17 protein-coding genes and 1 pseudogene are annotated in these 18984 nt (G+C 33.8%); 15 read left to right on the top strand and 3 right to left on the bottom strand.

The genetic code is table 11. The features are described from left to right. The first annotated feature begins 101 nt into the window (after positions 1 to 101). The 7 genes from INF30_RS07040 to INF30_RS07010 all read left to right on the top strand — a co-directional run bounded on the left by INF30_RS07040 (position 102) and on the right by INF30_RS07010 (position 8432). The gene (locus INF30_RS07040; RefSeq protein ID WP_226394702.1) at positions 102 to 1358 is read left to right on the top strand and encodes an AAA family ATPase; all 1257 of its coding nucleotides are present in this window, start codon (positions 102 to 104) and stop codon (positions 1356 to 1358) included. Between the two features lie 2 nt (positions 1359 to 1360). Further along, on the top strand, positions 1361 to 2023 hold the full coding sequence (locus tag INF30_RS07035) for an RloB family protein (protein WP_311136010.1): 663 nt from the start codon (positions 1361 to 1363) through the stop codon (positions 2021 to 2023). After that, positions 2016 to 3533 carry an SAVED domain-containing protein gene (locus INF30_RS07030; protein ID WP_226394701.1) on the top strand — a complete coding sequence of 506 codons (1518 nt, stop codon included), beginning with the start codon at positions 2016 to 2018 and terminating at the stop codon, positions 3531 to 3533. The genes INF30_RS07035 and INF30_RS07030 overlap by 8 nt, the downstream gene beginning before the upstream one ends. Then, positions 3533 to 4630: an SMODS domain-containing nucleotidyltransferase gene (locus INF30_RS07025; protein ID WP_226394700.1), complete on the top strand. Its 1098-nt coding sequence runs from the start codon at positions 3533 to 3535 to the stop codon at positions 4628 to 4630. Before INF30_RS07030 ends, INF30_RS07025 begins: the two co-directional genes overlap by 1 nt. Then, positions 4627 to 6402 carry a HesA/MoeB/ThiF family protein gene (locus INF30_RS07020; RefSeq protein WP_226394699.1) on the top strand — a complete coding sequence of 592 codons (1776 nt, stop codon included), beginning with the start codon at positions 4627 to 4629 and terminating at the stop codon, positions 6400 to 6402. Before INF30_RS07025 ends, INF30_RS07020 begins: the two co-directional genes overlap by 4 nt. Beyond that, positions 6383 to 6856: a Mov34/MPN/PAD-1 family protein gene (locus tag INF30_RS07015; RefSeq protein ID WP_226394698.1), complete on the top strand. Its 474-nt coding sequence runs from the start codon at positions 6383 to 6385 to the stop codon at positions 6854 to 6856. The genes INF30_RS07020 and INF30_RS07015 overlap by 20 nt, the downstream gene beginning before the upstream one ends. A 139-nt stretch (positions 6857 to 6995) precedes the next feature. Beyond that, on the top strand, positions 6996 to 8432 hold the full coding sequence (locus INF30_RS07010; protein ID WP_226394697.1) for an FRG domain-containing protein: 1437 nt from the start codon (positions 6996 to 6998) through the stop codon (positions 8430 to 8432). A gap of 148 nt (positions 8433 to 8580) precedes the next feature. On the opposite strand, the gene INF30_RS07005 is transcribed toward INF30_RS07010, so the two are convergent. After that, positions 8581 to 9468: an AraC family transcriptional regulator gene (locus tag INF30_RS07005; protein WP_226394696.1), complete on the bottom strand. Its 888-nt coding sequence runs from the start codon at positions 9466 to 9468 to the stop codon at positions 8581 to 8583. 196 nt (positions 9469 to 9664) lie between these two features. On the opposite strand from INF30_RS07005, the gene INF30_RS07000 reads away from it, so the two are divergent. The 8 genes from INF30_RS07000 to INF30_RS06965 all read left to right on the top strand — a co-directional run bounded on the left by INF30_RS07000 (position 9665) and on the right by INF30_RS06965 (position 18176). Beyond that, positions 9665 to 10912, top strand: coding sequence for a galactokinase (locus INF30_RS07000; RefSeq protein ID WP_226394695.1), 1248 nt, complete (start codon positions 9665 to 9667; stop codon positions 10910 to 10912). A 20-nt stretch (positions 10913 to 10932) separates the two neighbouring features. Beyond that, positions 10933 to 12009, top strand: coding sequence for a glycosyltransferase family 2 protein (locus INF30_RS06995; protein ID WP_226394694.1), 1077 nt, complete (start codon positions 10933 to 10935; stop codon positions 12007 to 12009). Between the two features lie 24 nt (positions 12010 to 12033). Continuing rightward, positions 12034 to 13014 (top strand): ABC transporter substrate-binding protein, encoded by a 981-nt coding sequence (locus INF30_RS06990; protein WP_226394693.1) that lies wholly within the window; start codon positions 12034 to 12036, stop codon positions 13012 to 13014. A gap of 16 nt (positions 13015 to 13030) precedes the next feature. Continuing rightward, entirely contained in the window at positions 13031 to 13819 is a 789-nt protein-coding gene (locus INF30_RS06985; RefSeq protein WP_226394692.1) for an ABC transporter permease, read from the top strand. Continuing rightward, positions 13816 to 14607: an ABC transporter ATP-binding protein gene (locus tag INF30_RS06980; RefSeq protein ID WP_226394691.1), complete on the top strand. Its 792-nt coding sequence runs from the start codon at positions 13816 to 13818 to the stop codon at positions 14605 to 14607. Before INF30_RS06985 ends, INF30_RS06980 begins: the two co-directional genes overlap by 4 nt. Continuing rightward, positions 14546 to 16402 carry an alpha-galactosidase gene (locus INF30_RS06975; protein WP_226394690.1) on the top strand — a complete coding sequence of 619 codons (1857 nt, stop codon included), beginning with the start codon at positions 14546 to 14548 and terminating at the stop codon, positions 16400 to 16402. Before INF30_RS06980 ends, INF30_RS06975 begins: the two co-directional genes overlap by 62 nt. An 83-nt stretch (positions 16403 to 16485) precedes the next feature. Then, on the top strand, positions 16486 to 17856 hold the full coding sequence (locus INF30_RS06970) for an MATE family efflux transporter (protein ID WP_226394689.1): 1371 nt from the start codon (positions 16486 to 16488) through the stop codon (positions 17854 to 17856). Between the two features lie 56 nt (positions 17857 to 17912). Beyond that, complete coding sequence (locus tag INF30_RS06965) at positions 17913 to 18176, top strand: hypothetical protein (protein ID WP_226394688.1); 264 nt, start codon at positions 17913 to 17915, stop codon at positions 18174 to 18176. A 41-nt stretch (positions 18177 to 18217) separates the two neighbouring features. On the opposite strand, the gene INF30_RS06960 is transcribed toward INF30_RS06965, so the two are convergent. Together INF30_RS06960 and INF30_RS06955 are read right to left on the bottom strand one after the other, a co-directional pair. After that, positions 18218 to 18394, bottom strand: coding sequence for a transposase domain-containing protein (locus tag INF30_RS06960; RefSeq protein ID WP_226394835.1), 177 nt, complete (start codon positions 18392 to 18394; stop codon positions 18218 to 18220). A gap of 33 nt (positions 18395 to 18427) precedes the next feature. Then, positions 18428 to 18820: pseudogene (locus tag INF30_RS06955) on the bottom strand (IS66 family transposase); the annotation flags it as partial. Positions 18821 to 18984 lie beyond the last annotated feature (164 nt).

The following is an 18984-nucleotide window of genomic DNA, read 5'->3' as shown; positions in this document are numbered from 1 at the left end:
CAACACCTAAATGAGAAAAAAACTCATTTAGGTGTTGATTTATTTGCACTAGTAGATATAATAGAATTAAATATAGTATTATATAAAAGAAAGGGAGAATAATGCTAATTCAATTCAATTTTAATAATTTTAAATCATTTAGGGATGAAGCAATTTTGGATCTGTCTGCGACTAAAATAACAGAATTTGTAGATCGTGTTGCTACCATTGGCAATGAAAAAATTCTTCCGGTTGCAGCAATCTATGGTGCAAATGCAAGTGGAAAATCTAATGTTTATGCTGCTTTTGAATATATGTCGGAATACGTTGTGAATTCTTTCCGCTATGGCGACGAAGGAGAGAATTATTCTGAGTATAGGCCAACTCCATTTCTATTCGATACAAAATCGGAATCCGCAGAATCTAGTTTTGAAGTGTATTTTACCGTACCAGGAGATAAAACGGAAAAAACGTATAATTACGGATTTTGTGTAGGATGTGAAGGTGTTACCGAAGAGTGGCTGAATTACAAGGCGAAGTCTGCGCGTAAATATAGTAATGTATTTTATCGTTCTAAAGAGGAACTAGATTTATCAGGGCTACCAAAGAGTAGTCGAATGAATATAGAAGTCGCTTTAGAAAAACAAGTACTTATCGTTTCATTGGGAGCAAAGTTAAAAATTGCTAAATGTAAAATGGTAAGAGATTGGTTCTATGCCAATGAATTTGCTGATTTTGGAGATGCTGTAACTAATTTTTTCTTATCGCGTAGATTACCAACAGGCTTTGCTGAAGACAAAAAAGTTCAAAAGGAAGTTATTGATTATTTTAGTTCTTTTGATGAACATATACAGGATTTTGTGGTTGAAAAAATTCCAAGCGAAGGAGAGGGTAAAGATCAGGTCTATAAGATTAATGCACTGCATAAAAAGATTGATTCGAATGAGTTGGCTCAGATTCCGTTAGGTGAAGAGTCTGCCGGTACCTTAAAGATGTTTGCTCTTTATCCTGAGCTTCAAGAGGTTTTAAAGAAGGGGAGTGTTTTGGTTATTGATGAACTAAACGCAAGACTCCATCCGCTTTTGGTGAGGAATTTTGTTTTGACCTTTTTAAATCCTAAAATAAATATAAATCATGCACAGCTCATATTTACGACACACGATACATGGCAGCTGTCAAATCAACTTTTACGCCGTGACGAAATTTGGTTTACAGAAAAGGATTCTAACGGGCTATCAACATTATATTCTTTGGCTGATTTTCAGAATGATGAAGGAATGAAAATTAGGAAAGACGAAAGTTATGAAAAAAACTATTTGATAGGAAAGTACGGTGCTATTCCAGCCTTAAAGAGTATTGAAATTTTAAAGGAGGACTGAGAATGGCTAAAAAGGATCGTTCAGGAAATAGGAAAAGTAGAGAAAAATCAAGACGACATAAAGTACCAGAACTTGGATATTATTTGATTGTAACAGATACAGAGGCCACAGAAAAATGTTATTTCGAAGGACTCCGCAAAAGTCTGTCAAAAGATATGCAAGATAAATTGATTATTCGTGTTGTGGAGACAAAGACTAAAGAAATGATAAATAAATGCCTTGAACTTACAGCATATGAGGCTCAATACCGTATTCCATGGATTGTATTTGATCGTGATCAGGTTTCGGATTTTGATGAAATTATTGAAGAGGCAAAAGCAAGAGGGATTGAAGTGGGGTGGTCAAATCCATGTTTTGAAATTTGGATGTATGCATACTTTGGAGCAATGCCAGTAATCTATGAATCGTGGAAGTGTTGCTCGGAGTTTGGAAAAATCTATGAGAGAAAAACTGGACAAGAGTATGACAAGGCTGAACGAAGTATGTATGATAAAGTGTGTAAGAATGGAGATGAAGAGGCTGCAATCAAGATAGCAGAACAGAAGTTTAAGCAATGCATCCGAGAGGGAAAACAAAGCCATCAGAAATGTGTCCTTGTACTACTGTACACAAATTGGTTAGGGAAATCAGGCAAAAAGCAAAGGAAGATTAATACTTATGAGTAATGCAATTTCAGCATTAAAAAAAGGAAATGAATATCAGGCGCTTGTATTTTGGAAGTACGCGGCTAAAATGTTGCAAGAGGATTCCGAGATAGATAAGGTGTGCTATGAATATGATGAGGTTAAATCATTTGATGATGTAGTTATCTGTTATAAAAAACCACAATGTTTTAGAGACACTCAGATTATAAGGGATTATATTCAGATTAAATTTCATGTAGCGCAGACGAAAACTATAACATGGGAAGATTTATTGTCACCCCAATTTGTCGGGAGTACTAAATATTCTTTTTTGGACAAAGTAGTTAAGGAATATAGAAATAATCCACTTGAATTTTCTCAAAAAAGATTTATTCTCTATACGCCATGGGAAGTAGATCAAAATGAAAAAACTTTATACTCTTTGTTAGACAATATAGACCAGACGATTCGTTTAGAGGTATTATTTGATCAGACTACCGATAGATCTCAGTATGGCAGAATTAGAAAAAAACTTAGAGAAAGTCTTGAGCTGGAATCGGATGAAGAACTTAAGGCTATATTACGACAGGTTTGTTTAAAATGTAGTAGTGAAAAAACGGATGAATTAAAAGACCAAGTCAGCTTGAAACTACAATTGGCCGAGTTAAAACCATGGGAGAGCAGCAAATTAGTATATCCTTATATTGCATTAATTGAAGCATTATCCGAAAGAGGAATCAAGGAATATACAGCAAATAATATCTTGGAATACTGTGCCAGAGAGGAGTTGTTCTTACCCGTAAAGAAACAAAGGGTAATAGCTATTCGGAGCTATCTTTTATATGCGGAGAACATGGAGAACGAGGTTGAAAAAATACTAGATTTAGTAGATTGTTTTGAAGGGCGTTTTTTAAAAAAAGAAGCCTCGTGGAAAGCTGTCTATGATAAAATACTTGAGTTTGGAAGGCGGTTATCTAAGCAGGAAGAATATTTAATAAAACTTCCTACACATCTATCTATAGCTTTTATGGCGGGATATATTTTTAATCCAAAGTCAGGGGTTAAAGTGATGCCTATACAAAACACACTGCAAGGTGAAGAAAACTGGAACATTACTGAAAATAGTATGTTTAATCAGGAGTTATTTAATATTGAAGAAAGACATGGGGACCAAACATCAAGAAATATCGCAGTATTAATTAGTATATCGAGCGATATTGAAGCAGATGTGATGGAATATACAAATATGGGAATTGGATTTAAAAAGATAATTATATGTAAACTTCCACATATTGGAAAAGATTCTGTAAAGAATGGTTTTCATGCCTGGAAACTGACTCAACAGCTTAATGAATTATTGGATGGACTGTTAAGAAGAAATAAAGCAGACTTACTACATATATTTGTAGCTGGTCCATGTTCTATAATGTTTAATTTGGGAAAGCTTGCATTATCTTTTGGTAATATTCAGCTTTATGAATTTGATTTTCAAAATGAAAGAACAGGAACTTATTATCCAACTGTAAAGATTATAAAAGGAGGAGTTATGTAATGGCACAGAAGTTAGTTACGTATTTTCGCGATTTTTTGAAAGAAATTCGTTTGACTGATAATCAGGTGCGGGAACTGAAAACTGCACATGAGACGTTGAGAAAAAGATTGTTGGAAGATGAAGAACTTTCATCTATTATTGAAACTACCTTTTTGCAAGGCAGTTATCGCAGGGCAACCGCAATTCGTCCTAAAAATGGAAAAAGATCCGATGTCGACATTGTTGTAGTGACAAAATTGGACAAAGACGAGGTTACTCCGGATGAAGCATTGGATGTTTTTGAAGATTTTCTTGAAAAGTATTATGAGGGTAAATATCGAAAGCAAGGAAGATCATGGGGAATTGAAATGTCTCATGTGGATTTAGATGTGGTACCAACGGCCGCCGCAGAACTTGCTACAACAGGGATACTAAATAATCTTCTTGTATCAAGCGATATGGATATTATGGAAATGGCTGAATATGGAAATATAGAGAAATATTATTCGGAAAGAAAATTATATGAAGCGTTTAGTGAGCTCTTCGCAGCGGAAGAAAGCAGTTGGAAGGATGATCCACTCTTTATTCCTGATAGTAAAGCTCAGATATGGGATAAAACGCATCCACTTGAGCAGATACGTTGGACCCAGGAAAAGAACAGCAATTGTAATTCACATTACGTAAATGTAGTTAAATGTATAAAATGGTGGAGACGGGAAAAATTTCCAGACTCGAAACCTAAGAGTTATCCTTTGGAGCACCTGATAGGAGAATGCTGTCCGGACGGAATAGATTCAGTTGCGGAAGGAATAACACGTACTTTGGAAAACATTGTTACATTATATCCTAATAAGCCGTTTCTAAGTGACAGGGGAGTTCCTGAGCATGATGTCTTTGGCCGGGTTACAGAGGAGGAATACAATGAATTCTATGCTACTGTTTGTGATGCTGCAATTTTAGCTAGAAATGCTTATGATGCTGACAAGCCAGAAGAAGCAGCAAAGTTGTGGAGAGAATTATTAGGGAACAAATTCCCAGTACCTGAGAGTAATAAAGGTGTAGCCTTTACAAAACGAGAAAGTGATAGCAGAAATTTGTCTGGAGGAAGATTTGCTTGAAAGAACCTAGTGAATCAATTTTATGTGGACGCAGGGCAATAGAAAACTACTCGGAGATTACGCTAATTAAGGATGTGACTTGGGATGAGCACGCAGAATGCTGGTATATATGCTTTGGAGTTTTACTGGAAGATGAACCAATTAATCTGCCGACATATACTGAGTGGTATATAACGATAGATGATTCTTATCCATCGGGGACAATAAAAGTTTATCCTGCGAATCATAATGGAATAAAAGGTACCTTTTTTCATCAGTCATGTAACGCAAAAATTGCAGAAAATGGTCAGTGGAGATCTGGAGATTTATGCTTGAGGGATCCATATGCTGATATATGTGGGCAATCATGTGAACCAAAAGACGAAAAGACCCGGCTCGACTGGAATTTTTATAGGACAATTAAGTGGATAAAAGCAGCAAATAAAGGAAACTTGATTAAGGCTGATGACTTTTTTGAATTACCACAAATTCCTTGGACATGCAATTTGCATTTAGTTTTTGATGAGGATATTGTATCCTTTATGGAATGGGAATCAACAGATTCAAAGTGTGGGATCTGCACTCTAATCCGAAAAGAAAAGGTACTGTGTGTGACAGAATTTCGTGATCTTAAGGGGAATTTATGCAAAGGGACTGTATGGGGGGATTATTTTAGTGAAAAAAAGCAGTGTAAATATGAAGCAGGTTGGATTTTGTTGAAATCTATCCCTGTAGTTAATGGATGGCAATGCCCTATAAATTATGGCGAACTTTTTCAAGCCATAGAAAACCAAGGCGAGGATTTTAAGACCTTGATAACGCCATTGCTAAAAAAGCTCCGAAAGAAAAAGGCCAGTATTCTGCTTATTGGATTTCCTATACCAAAGCTGTATGGAGGAGAGAAAAATAACATTCATTGGTGGGCGATAAGATTACCAAAACTCTCCAATCAATATAGTATTAAAACTGGTTTTCGCCCAATAGAGCGAAATTATGTATTTTGTGATTTTAAGTTCATTATTAAGAATAATCGAGAAATTGAATGGATGATAACGGAAAATTGGACTTCAGAAAGCCTGATGAGTAGAGGTATGTATTCTATAGATGTTTGTAAGTTGAATTTTCTAATAATTGGCTGCGGTGCAGTTGGAAGTAGTGTCGCAGAACAGTTGGTTAGGTCTGGAATTACACGGATAACTCTTATGGACGATGACATTTTAAATGCAGGTAACATTGTTCGCCATTCTTTAGAATATGGAGATATAGACTGTAAAAAAACAAATGCTTTAAAAAGGCATTTGAGCTCAATAAATTGTCATGCAAAAATTTATGAATTACAGTCAAGGTTAGAAGCGAATAATGCATCTGTCATGAATGAATATAGTGTTATTATTGATTGTACTGGGAATGATGAGGTATTACAGTTGCTAAATGAAAGAAAAAAGGCAGCTATTGTTTGTTCAGTTTCTGTGGGGTATCGAGCAAATAATGTATATTTTGGATACCATAAGGGATTTGGATTCCCAATAAAAAAATATGTGGATAAATTTCGAGATTATATTAAAAAAGACTCTGAAGATATGGAAGGGGAGAAGATTCCCTGGGAAGGAATAGGATGTTGGAATCCAGTATTCCCTGCTTGTTCTATAGATATGGTTATGGCATCAACTATGGCTGTGAAGCTTTTGACGAAATTAATTGATTCAAACTGTGCAGAAGATAAAATGATATTGTTTCAATGGAAAGAAAAGGGCAATGAGGGGATCGGATTCTATGATGCAGTATGTTTGTGATGAATTAGAATTATTGGTTGAAATTGAGAATAAGGCAATAAAACAAATCCAAGCCGTATTTGATACAAGTGTTGGAATAGAAACGGGAGGTATTCTTATAGGTTACTATACAGTTAAAAGGGATAAAGCGGTAATAACTGAATTATCGGAGACACCATCAGACTCAAAATGCGGGGTGAATTGGTTTCATAGAGGGATCGAAGGATTAAAAAAATTGTTAGTGGAGCGATGGAAAACAAGAGACGAATACTACTTGGGAGAATGGCATATACATCCATTTTCAAGCCCAATGCCAAGTGGTATTGATAGAATGCAGATGATAAGTATTTCAAAAGACAAAAGATTTAATTGCACAGAGCCAATTATGTTGATTATAGGTGGGGGGAAGCAGTTGGAAATATCAATATCATTAGTATTCAGGGGAGGAATATATACGTTAGAAAGTTGTGATTAAGAACTGCCTTAAAGAAATTTAAGTGTATGGAAATACGTTTTACATTATTAATATGATACATAACAGTATACAAAACTATTCCTTTGAATTTGTATTCAATTGATTATTGTGAAGAAATAGACTATGAGGAAAGCGCAAAATGAAAACAAAAATGGATAAAAGGATAAAACCTTTATTTGATAAATATATACGAAGCAAGTTCTTATATGAGGGGTATGTTAGGCTCGATAAGAGTTTATACAAAACAATTGATGAATGGAATAGTGAAAATGAGCTAAAATTGATAAATGAAATATATAGATATATTGCATCTTTATATAGCTCGAATCAAGAGTGCTTATGTGGGATTGAAGATCATTTTAGAAAATTTTTTCTGAAATATGTAGCTGAGAATAATACGAAGAATTTGGAAATAAAAAAAATTGGTGAGAGTGATTACATATTTGATCACACGCGTGTCAAAGTGTATGTTGTAAAAAGTGTATCAAAGTATATTAAACTTCTATCCAAATATAAAGCAGAAGAAAATCTTTTCTTTCGTGGACAATCCAATAGCAATTTTTTATTGCAGCCTTCTATTATTAGAGAAGATATATGGAGAAAGAATGAAAAAAGAATGTTTGATGAACTGGAACGTTTGTGTCCCAAGGAATTTCAGGGAATGAATTCAATACTAGATAAATTGGTAGAAATGCAACATTACAATTTGCCGACTCGTTTATTGGATGTTTCCAGTAATGCGCTTGTAGCATTATTATTTGCCTGTCAAGATTTCGAATCCGATGGTGAGGTGATAATCTTTAAAGAAAAAAGAAACAAAAATCCACTTGCAAAAATGGAAGAAACAAATATACGGTATGGACATAGTGATAGTGTTTCTTTATTAACCGGGATTTCACAGATGAATTATGAGGATCAGCTTCTACTGTACTATATCGCAGAATTTTTTAGAAAACTTGTAAAATCCGATAGACCGCTTGAGTCTTGGTTTAATAAAAAAGATGGCACTGATAAATGGGATTCTGAGATCAACTTGATACTAGAAAAAGTTTATAAAAATAAATATACTATTTCGAATATACTATGTGGGAATAAAATAGATGCAAGAGTTGATAGTTCTATTTTACAGTTGAATGAATTAAAGAAAGAATATGAAAGTAATGCTAAGAAAAATTCTTGGGCATTGAAAAATCAAATAAAGAATTTTAATAGTATTGATGTTGTTAAACGCTTATATCGTCAAGTGCAAAGAGAAAAACCCTATTTCGAATGTCGAATAGTTCCTCAAGATGTATGTAATATTTTATTTGTAAAACCTTCTATGCTAAATCAGAGAATAGTAAAGCAATCGGGAGCTTTTATTATTGTAGGGGCCATGGAGGCTGATAAGAGTGATATTGTTTGCAGATTGAATAACTATCGATATCGCAAAGAAGACATAGCACCGATTTTTATAATACCGTCGATATATAAAAAGAGAATACTAAATGAATTAAAATTGTGTGATTTACATACTGCATCGATATATCCAGAAATCGAAAAGGTTGCAGAGTATATTAAGAAGACGATAGAATAAATTGAGCAGTCTATAATAAGACATACAAAAACTGATTAAATGCTGTAAATAGAATCGCGCTAGATTCATCTGCTTTTAAGATAGGTGGATGATTCTAGCGCGATTCTATTTGCAGTATAATTAAATTATAAGTGGATTATATATGAAGTTAGGAACAATTGATATGTCGATATTGTGAGGGAGAGCATCCTTTCTGTTTTTTGAAAACTTTGGAAAAATAATTAGAATCATTAAATCCTGTAAGGCTTGCAATTTCTATAATAGAATAATTTGTGTTTATGAGATATTCAACGCTTTTCTCAATTCTATATTGCGTAATAAACTCGAAAAGAGGAATATTCATAAATCTTTTAAATAATTTTGAACATTCACTTCGACATACATGAATCGATTTTGCTATATCCTCTAAAGATAAATCTGAATCATAATGTTCTTCTATATATGATATAATATTACGAATTCTGTTATATGAATTTCTGTCATATGGGGTTCCTAATGGAACCTTATCGGTGTTCAGGAATAGTAGTTTCCAATATTCGTCTAACTTAGAGATAATATCTAATTCATATGTACTTTTTTGATTTGATTCAATTTCAATAATTTCCTGAATTAGACTAATTACATTCTTGTGCCAGTTTTCTGATAAATCAAAATGAATAGCTGGTAGTGATATGTTCTGGATAATGGGTTTGACATACTTGATAAAAACAATACTATTATCATATCCATATATAAGTTTGGGCTCAAATGTAATCGAATAATATTCACAGTCTTGTGAGTTGATCATGTAGCCAGCATGCAAAGTGCCACTATTACCAAATAGAGCCTGCCCTTCTTGGAGAGAAAAGGTACTATTATTTACTTTGTAAATCATTTTACCTTTAGTAATTAATGTTAGTTCGATTTCCGGATGCCAATGCCATAAAAAAGATCCTGACTCATATTGTGACAATCTTTCTTTACTCACTAATAGTGGGAAATTATAATTCCCATGCTCTTTCACTTCTTTTTGAAATTGATTTGTTTTTATTTGCAAATCTCTAATCTCCTTTTACAGACTGGAAAATTCAAACCAATATATTACCCTTATATACAAATATATTACTCCAGTTTTATAAACAAGTCAATATTTTACCCATTTATCCTAAAATTTTCAAGGAGAAGCAATAGATATATGATGTATAAAAAATAAAGCAATAATTTTATAATAGAATGAAAAGGAAGGATAAAATATGAGGTTTAACAAAGAAATATTATGCAGCGTATATGGAGAATCTAATCGGAGCTTAAAGCGTTTTCAGCAGTTAAGTGAGCAGTATAAAAATGCTTTTAATAGTGGAAAAATGGAGTTTTTTTCATCTCCAGGAAGGACAGAAATTGTTGGAAATCACACAGATCATAATGGGGGAAAGGTTTTAGCTGCGAGCATAAATATGGATACGATAGGGGCGGCATATCCAAACAATTCTGAAATTATAGAAATTATAAGTGAAGGATATAGAGATAAAATAATAATAGACATTACAAAATTAAATGATGTACCCGCTAATCAGGGAACCATTTCTTTAGTGGCAGGTATTGTAAAAGCAATAAAAGTATTTGGCTTTTACGTTTCTGGGTTTAACGCTTACATTTCGACAGAGGTAATAAGTTCTGCAGGAGTGAGCTCCTCTGCGTCCTTTGAAATGCTTATTTGTTCAATAATAGATTTTTTCTTTAATCAAAATCAGTTAAACCCAATTATATACGCTAAGATAGGGCAATATGCCGAAAACAATTATTGGAATAAAGCATCTGGACTTATGGATCAAATGGCTTGTGCTGTAGGAGGAACAATACTTTTGGATTTTAGTAAAGATATTGAATATCAAAAAATTGATTTCGACTTTTCGAAAATAGGATACCAATTGGTCATTGTAAATACAGGAAAGGGCCATGCTGATTTGAGTAGCGTGTATAGTGAAGTACCAAAAGAGATGTCTATGGTTGCCAATTGTTTAGGAGTGTCACGATTGTGCGAAACAAGCTTAAATAATCTATTATCTGAATGTTCCAACATTCATAATAGTATTAGAAATGACAGAGCTATACTTAGAGGGATTCATTTCTTTAATGAAAATGATAGAGTGCAAAAGATGGTGAAAGCAATAGCAGAGTGTAATGAAGAAAAAATCGTAAATGTTATTGCCGAATCAGGTAGATCATCATGCGAATATCTACAAAATTGTTATGACATATCTGACTACAGTGAGCAAAAAATAAATTTATGCTTAGCATTAACAGAAACGTTTTTGAAAGAAGTCGGTTGTGGTGCTTGCCGTGTGCATGGAGGCGGATTTGCAGGTGTTATTATGACTGTATTGCCTATAGGATATTCGAGTGAATATATTCATTTTATGTCTAGGTATGTTGGAAAAGAAAATGTTTATCCGTTGAATATACGTCAGACAGGAGCAACACATTTAGAGTTACAAGTTTAAATGGAAATGGGGAGGATACAATGGAAAGTGCAAATCATGTATCAGTTAGTGTGTTAGTTGCTGCATTTAACGTGGAAAAGTATATTGAACGTTGTTTATGTTCATTAATAAATCAAACAATGAAAGAAATAGAAATAATTATTGTTGATGACGGATCTACAGATTCAACTGGTCAAATTTGTGACAAATTTGCTTGTATGGATGAGAGAGTTAGGGTTGTACACCAGGAAAATAGAGGTTTGCCAATGGCTAGGAAAAGAGGCTTAAGTCTTGCCAAAGGTGATTTTATTAAATTTGTAGATAGTGATGATTGGTGTGAACCAAATATGTGTGAACATTTATTTGAAAAAGCTATAGAAACAAAAGCAGATATTGTTTTTAGTTCAGCTTTTCGACATAGGGAAGATGGAATAGTAAAAATTTGTAATCTTCCACTTGCAGATGGGGTATATCAAGTACGAGAATTGTTTGATTGTTATATTTTACCTCTATTTGGGGATTTAAAAGAAGATAAACTTATTACTACTGGCTATGTATGGTGTTGTTTATTTAAAAGAAATTCAATACAAAACATTGAGTTTTATCATGACATTAATTTACATGAAGATGAAATTATAGTTATTCAGGCACTTATTAATTCCAGAACTATCTATATCACAGAAGAAGCACTATACCATTATAATAGAATGGGCAATAATACGATGAGTAAAAAATCTTGCTATTGGGAGAAATATTGGGACAATATTGTGGCGGTATTTCAGGCGAAGATGAAGTACGGAAAGATACTGTTTGAGAAAGAACTGGATTATATGCCTCGATTAGTTACAATGTTATATTTAAAGTATTTTCGTTCTGTAAGAAATGAAACACATTATACTAATCCTAGTAAATTTTGGGGAGGATTAAAAAATGTTTATAGACTTAAAAATACGGATTATTTAAGGCGATATAAGAAATATTTGATATACCAAGAATTGACTATGATAGAGCGATTACTTGCCAAATTGATTCAATTTAAAATATATGTCATTCCATATTTCTATTATGCAATAAAATGCGGGAGAATGAGAACATTTCAGGAAAAAACAAAGAATTAATTTTAGATTGGATGGGCAATAGAGGTGAAAAGACTAAAAACATTAATCTTTATAATAGTTCTAGGGTGTTTGGTTTTTGGTATACAGTGCTTAAGTGATTCTAAAGAAAAAATTGAATTGAATATAGGATATCAAAGTATTACGGCACAAACGTGGGGAGCACTTATTATAAAAGATCAACACTTATTAGAGAAGAAATTGGAAGCGTACTATCCAAATGCGGAAATACAAGTGAATTGGTATGATGAAGTTTCTGGTTCAGTTATAAATAATAATATGATTGCACATAAATATCAAATTGGTTATATGGGGGATATGGCATGTATCATAAATTTATTCTGTGGCGATACCGAAAGGAATTATAATTCTGAGCTTGTTGCTTTTGATGGAAAAGGAATTGGTGGTAGGAATCAAAGTATTTTAGTTAGAACAGATTCAGAAATCAAAACTCTACAAGATTTGGAGGGAAAGACTATATCTGTACCTATAGGATCAAGTGCACATAGAATGTTACTTGAAGTTCTGAAAAAGCAGAATCTTTTAGAGCGTGTTCGCATTGTTTATCAAGATACTCCAACTGCATGCAATATGGTAATGACAGAAAAAGTGGATGCAGTAGCAACCTGGGAACCTTATCCAACAGCTATGCAGATAGAAGATAAAATGAGGGAATTAGTTTCAGGAGTAGAAACAGGGAATACTTATCTGGCTGGTGTTGTTGTAGATAGCGATTGGGTTAAATCTCATAAGCAAATAGCAGAAATTTTTATGCAATGCATTGAAGAATCACATGATTTTATTAAGGAATATCCACAGGAAAGTATAAAGATAATATGCAATGAAACTAGTTTTTCATCAGAAGTAGTAGCCACAGTGTTAGATACTATTGAATGGGAAAGTGGTATTTCCCCTAAGGATATAAATACGCTGAAGGAGGACTGTAATTTTCTAGTAGAGACGAAGAAGATAGACGAATTTTCAGTTGTTAAACATATCAAAAGATAAAAGGAGAATAGTTGATTTGAAAAGTTACACATTGCAAAATACCATTTATAAAGTATTGCAAGTTGTTGTCTCAATATCTAGTTTTGTAGGAGTTGTTTTATTTTTGAAATATATACATTGGGACATAGGAATTCGTTTTTCCTATGTCCCAGATGTTCAAACTATAGTATCCGAATTATTAGATATTATAACGCAAGTTGAGTTTTATAATAACATCATTATTTCACTGGGTAGAGTATATTGTGGATTTTTGCTTGCAGCGTTTATAGCAATACCAACTGCCGTTTTTATTGTTGAAAATTCTAAAATTAAATATCTATTACATCCTATTATAGAATTAATTCGTCCAATCCCTAATGTCGCATGGGTGCCACTTTCCATTATACTATTTAAGACCGTAAGCGGTAGCATTTTATTTATTACATTTATAGGAGCCTTTTTTCCTATTCTAATTAATTCCATAGAAGGTTTAGAGCATGTCAATACAAATTATATAAAGATAGCTAAATCTTTTAAAGTAAGTACTAAGGAAATGGTTTTGGGAGTAAAGCTACCAGCTGCAGCATCTAATATTTTTACAGGTTTATTAGTTGGAATGAGCGGCTCTTGGCTAGGCGTGGTTGTTGCTGAAATGATTGGAGGACAGTCTGGTATTGGCTATTTAACATGGGTGAATTATACGATGGTCAATATGTCAGGTGTTATAGTTTGTATGTTTGTCATTGGGGCGTTAGGAGCAATGTCATCCTGGATCTTACGAAAACTATACAAAATGTTACATTTTGAAATGAGGACTGAGTTATGACAGAGAATAGTGTTGAAATTATTGGGTTATGCAAATCGTTTGTACGGCCAGAGCAGGGATCTATTGCTATATGCAAAAACTTGAATTTGAAATTAAAAAAAGGGAAGATATACTCAATAATAGGAACTTCTGGAAGTGGGAAAACAACATTAATAAATATGATAGCTGGATTCGAAAATTATGATAGTGGGGCTGTTGTTTTGGATGGAGGAAATAAGGCATATAAAGTTGGAATATTATTTCAAGATAGTGTTTTATATCCCTGGAAGACAATTATGGATAATATGCTTTTTGCCTGCAAAAATGACTTTGAAAATCCTAAAGAGTTAGTAAGAGCGTTTTTGAGAAAAGCAGGGCTTGAGGAAGTTGAGAATTGTTATCCAAATGAATTATCTGGGGGGATGCAACAGAGGATTGCTTTATTAAGAGTTCTGCTTACAAAACCGGACTTGGTAATTCTAGATGAAGCCTTTGGCGCTTTAGATTTTCAAATAAGGAATCAAATGCAGGAACTATTTTTGGAGTTACATAGTGAGCAGAAATTTACTGCTATCGTAGTTACTCACGATTTGACAGAAGCAATCCGATTAGGCGATGAGGTGCTAGCATTTTACGGAAGACCACTAGAATATGAAGTGTTAAATAGTAACATTACCTCAGAGGAAGATAAAGAAAATCTATTAGAAAAAATTAATAAGATATACAGTTATAGAAAGGAATACATATATGAAAAAAGAGTATTACAGAATAGTAGTAGAGTTGGAGTCTGGAGAGAAAGTCGAATTTGATGGGTTAGAATTTGAAAAAGAATATACGTTTGAAACAGATACTTTATGCTTAAATATTGATAAAAAGGACTTTTTGGAGGTAAACATTAAATTAAATAATAAAAAGGATTATATAAAAACGATTGCATATAAATTTGTGTTATGCATGAAAAATTATTCAAAAATAATTGCTCCTGATAGTGGGAGATGGTTTTTGAGAAATACTAGTCTTATTGATTTCTGGAAAAGCTGTAAAGAGTTTTCATCTAATATCGGTGATATAAAAATACCTTTATTTATGTTTCTGAGGGATGATTGTTATGTAGGAAATGCTGTAGGTGTTATTGGACAAAATAAAGAAACAAAGTTCAAAATCCTTGAACCAGAGTCCAATCGTGCTTTGAATGTACATACAGGACATATTGCTTTGGAGATAACAAAAGGAGATGAGCATTATCCACTGCATACTGCAGAATATATGGAAGGCATCTATTACTATAACTCTAGTGACAACGAAAAGAAGGCTTGGATGCTGGTACAACGTGAATTTTCTGATATGCACAGGAAAAGGTATAAACTAGAAGAGCAATATTCTAAAAATGCCTTAGAACCTATGTGGTGTTCATGGGTGGATTGGGATAGTAAAGATATTAATAGCAAAATGCTGCTAGAGAATATGGAAGCGGGTGTTGAGCTAGGAATTAAAAACTTTATTATCGACGATGGTTGGTATGGGAATGGTTTAGATAGTGCATATTCAGTAGACATGAATATTGGTGACTGGGAACCTGATCCTCAAAAAATACCAGATATGAAAGCACTAGTGGATAAGGCGCATCAACTGGGTGCGAAACCATTTATTTGGTGTGCTCCTCATGCCGTTGCAAAGAATTCAAAAGCCTATGAGAAAAATTATCAGTACTTATTGTCAGATGAGACAGGTGCGCCTATTATGAATGAACCGCAGTATTACTCATATTGTTTTCAGTGTCCGGAATCAAGAGAAATCATGGCCGACATATGTGTGAAACTAATTGAAAAGTGGGGATTTGATGGTTCAAAGTATGATTTATTTAATTGGGTGCCCAATATTCCTTGCAAAAATCCAAATCATAAACATGATGTTAGCTCTATGGTTGAAGGTCTAGAATTGACATTGAAACTAATTCGAGAAAAAACGAGCAAAATTAAACCTGAACATATGGTGGAATTAAAGCAGAATTATGGTACGGTTTTCAATACGCAATACGGTAATTTAATGCGAGCAGGCGATTCACCATTTGATTTAGAAACTAATTTTCAACGAACGTTACATATACAATCTTATACACCATATGCTCTTAATGACTATCAAACATTTACTGAAAATGATACACCAGAAAATGTGGCTTGTATCATAATTAAAATGTTAGCTGCTGGAGTTCCAGCCTATGGCATGAATTTTGCTAAGCTTTCAAGTGAAGTAAAAGAGGTGATTAAGTATTATAATAACCTATACTCTTATAACTTAGAAAGCTTCAAAAATAGTAGAATACCACTGACCCCTAATTATACGGCGATGTTTATGAATGGAACAGATACTGATTATATATTTCTCCTTTCTCAAAACGAGATAGCGGAATTTGAGCGAGATATGTTGATCTTTAATGGGACGTATAAAGAAAAATTGCTGCTCAAAAACAATGGAGAAACTTCATATTTTGCAATCACTAGAAATTGCAGTGGGAAAGTAGTAAATAAAAAGACATATGATAAGGAGTTAATAGAAGTAGAAATACCGATTGGTGGGAGTATTCAGGTGTTGTATGAAAAATGATTTATATAACAAATATGTGGCAATTCTTGCCGCATATTTGTTATATGTTGATGAAACATTCATAGTAGGAGGTCATTAGAATTATGATACATTATAACAGCGAAGAATCCATAAATATTAGTAGTGACTTAGCAACTATGGAAATTCCAAAATTAATTTTATCGTTAGCTATTCCTGCTATTATTGCCCAAATGGTTAATGCTCTTTATAATGTTGTGGATCGAATTTACATTAGTAGAATACCAGAAATTGGCGATATGGCTTTGACCGGAGTTGGCGTATGCTTTCCTATTTTGATTTTGATTTCTGCATTTGCACAGCTAGTTGGTGTTGGGGGGGCTACACTTGCTGCTATAGAAATGGGGAAAAAAGATATAAAAAAAGCTGAAAAAATGTTAGGCAACGGGTTGACAATACTGCTTATAATATCGGTAGTTTTAACGTTTTTTTTTCAGGTTGTAAAATACCCCGTGCTTATGCTATTTGGTGCAAGCAGTTCTACCATAAGTTATGGGATAGAATATTTATCGACTTACTTGTGGGGGACATTGTTTGTAGAAATTACTTTAGGATTAAACCAATTTATTACATGTCAAGGTAAATCCAAAATAGCGATGATATCAATTTTGATTGGTGCAGGTCTAAATGTTGTATTAGATCCGTTATTTATATTTGCATTAAATATGGGAGTACAAGGAGCTGCAACTGCAACAATTATATCACAGGCAGTTAGTGCTATATGGATTATCCGCTTTTTATTATCTAATAAGAGTATGATTAACATTCATAAGAAAGATTTAATATTAAGGAAAGAAATAGTTGTTGCTATTATGGCATTGGGGATATCTTCATTCATAATGTCGTTTACTGAATGTGTAATTCATACAGTATTTAATAGTGGATTACAGAAATATGGCGGAGACTATTATGTGGCTTCGATGACAATTATTCAGAGTATTATGCAATTAGTATATATTTTTTCAAACGGAATTACACAAGGGGTACAACCAGTTATTAGTTTCAACTATGGCGCAAAACAAGTTTCTCGTGTCCGATCGGCATATAGAATTGGTTTTATTAGCCATATTACAGTAGCATGGGTTTCGTGTATGGTTTTGATGTTTTTCCCCCATTTTTTCGGGAGTATTTTTACCAATAATGAAGATATTCTTGATATTGTAACAAAAATGCTTCCAATCTATATTTGCGGGTGGGGAATTTTTGGAATACAGTCGGCTGTTCAATGTACTTTTGTGGGTCTCGGTCAGGCAAAGATATCTTTGTTTCTGGCTTGCCTGAGGAAGATTTTGCTTTTAGTACCTTTAGCACTTATATTGCCTCATTATTTAGGAAGTTTGGGCATTTTTATTGCAGAGCCTGTTTCAGATATTTTGGCAGCGTTAACTGCTGGGGTTATATTTAAAATTAGAATCAATTCAATTCTAGAGAAATGAAAATGAATAACAAAAATGTTTAATGCATATTTATAACGAAGCAGAAGTTGAGAGTCATGATAGAATTTACACGAAATGATTTAGAAGAAATAATGGGGATATTATTGGATAGAACAGAAAAAAATAAGCAAAAATGGGAACTATTAGATTATTGTATGACTTCACAAGAAGAAAAGAAAAACAAGACAGACATATGTAGTGTTTCTCATGAAATTAAAATTCAAACAAAATTTGCCGGGCAAATATTAGTACTTGAAATTATAGAAAAGATTTATCTTCCAAGTGAGAAGGGGGATATTGTCGTACACGGTAAACCATGAGTACTGGCTCATTTTTTGACCGCCGTTTCCGGCGGCCGTGTTTACAGATTGGTTGTTTTTGACTTGCTCCGGCAGATTTCCGGCAACTGATCTGACCATGGAAGCAGTTTCTCAATAAAGCTGTAATCCGTATCATCCTGATGGTCTTTCAGAACTGTCAGTACATGGTCCAGATAACGGAACGGATTCAGGTTATTCGCCTTTGCTGTTTCCGTTATGCTGTAGATGATCGCGCTGGATTTCGCACCATCGATACTGTCGATCAGTTTCCACGCATGTTTATGCAGGCAGAAGCTGCGGAGCGCTCCTTCTGTTACGTTGTTGTCAAGTGGAACTTCCCCATCATTCAGGAACACTTTCAGTGCCTCTTCCTGATTGATACAGTAGTTGATCCCTTCCAGTGTTTTTCCTTTGGGAAGACGATTGGAAGATTGAATCTCTTTTACCCACGCAAAGAAAGCCTCCACCAGAGGTTTGACTGTGATCTGCCGCTGTTTCTTTCGGTCATCCGGTTCCAGAGCAGCCAACTGATTGTCCAGATGATAGATGGCCCCGATCCGCTTCACAGCTTCATACGCAACGGTATCTTTTGCAGTTTTTTGTGCTGCTTTCGGAAGGGCTTTTAAAGCGTCTGAGAAATAGCGCCTTGCATGTGTCTTATTCCAGTTCTGAGATAAGACACATTATCCCAGAAGTATTATTATTCCAGAAGAAATGCAGATCTCAGCTTAAAACCTGCATTTTTCAAAAGAGATCTGGAATAATAATGTTGTGAAATTACTTTAAAAAATCAGGTATATTTCTTTTT

The sequence above is a fragment of the Claveliimonas monacensis genome, assembly GCF_014982975.1.
In the GTDB taxonomy this organism is placed as follows: Bacteria; Bacillota; Clostridia; order Lachnospirales; family Lachnospiraceae; genus Claveliimonas; species Claveliimonas monacensis.
The sequence above is the reverse complement of the archived record's forward strand: the minus strand, read 5'-3'. Positions and strand labels throughout refer to the sequence as shown.

What these genes read in the sequence shown, in the direction of transcription:
- INF30_RS06975 (WP_226394690.1), top strand. Translation starts at nt 14,546, where the DNA reads ATGAAAAAAGAGTATTACAGAATAGTAGTAGAGTTGGAGTCTGGAGAG.
- INF30_RS06965 (WP_226394688.1), top strand. Translation starts at nt 17,913, where the DNA reads ATGATAGAATTTACACGAAATGATTTAGAAGAAATAATGGGGATATTA.
- INF30_RS07035 (WP_311136010.1), top strand. Translation starts at nt 1,361, where the DNA reads ATGGCTAAAAAGGATCGTTCAGGAAATAGGAAAAGTAGAGAAAAATCA.
- INF30_RS07015 (WP_226394698.1), top strand. Translation starts at nt 6,383, where the DNA reads ATGATGCAGTATGTTTGTGATGAATTAGAATTATTGGTTGAAATTGAG.
- INF30_RS06980 (WP_226394691.1), top strand. Translation starts at nt 13,816, where the DNA reads ATGACAGAGAATAGTGTTGAAATTATTGGGTTATGCAAATCGTTTGTA.
- INF30_RS07000 (WP_226394695.1), top strand. Translation starts at nt 9,665, where the DNA reads ATGAGGTTTAACAAAGAAATATTATGCAGCGTATATGGAGAATCTAAT.
- INF30_RS07025 (WP_226394700.1), top strand. Translation starts at nt 3,533, where the DNA reads ATGGCACAGAAGTTAGTTACGTATTTTCGCGATTTTTTGAAAGAAATT.
- INF30_RS06995 (WP_226394694.1), top strand. Translation starts at nt 10,933, where the DNA reads ATGGAAAGTGCAAATCATGTATCAGTTAGTGTGTTAGTTGCTGCATTT.
- INF30_RS07010 (WP_226394697.1), top strand. Translation starts at nt 6,996, where the DNA reads ATGAAAACAAAAATGGATAAAAGGATAAAACCTTTATTTGATAAATAT.
- INF30_RS07040 (WP_226394702.1), top strand. Translation starts at nt 102, where the DNA reads ATGCTAATTCAATTCAATTTTAATAATTTTAAATCATTTAGGGATGAA.
- INF30_RS06970 (WP_226394689.1), top strand. Translation starts at nt 16,486, where the DNA reads ATGATACATTATAACAGCGAAGAATCCATAAATATTAGTAGTGACTTA.
- INF30_RS07030 (WP_226394701.1), top strand. Translation starts at nt 2,016, where the DNA reads ATGAGTAATGCAATTTCAGCATTAAAAAAAGGAAATGAATATCAGGCG.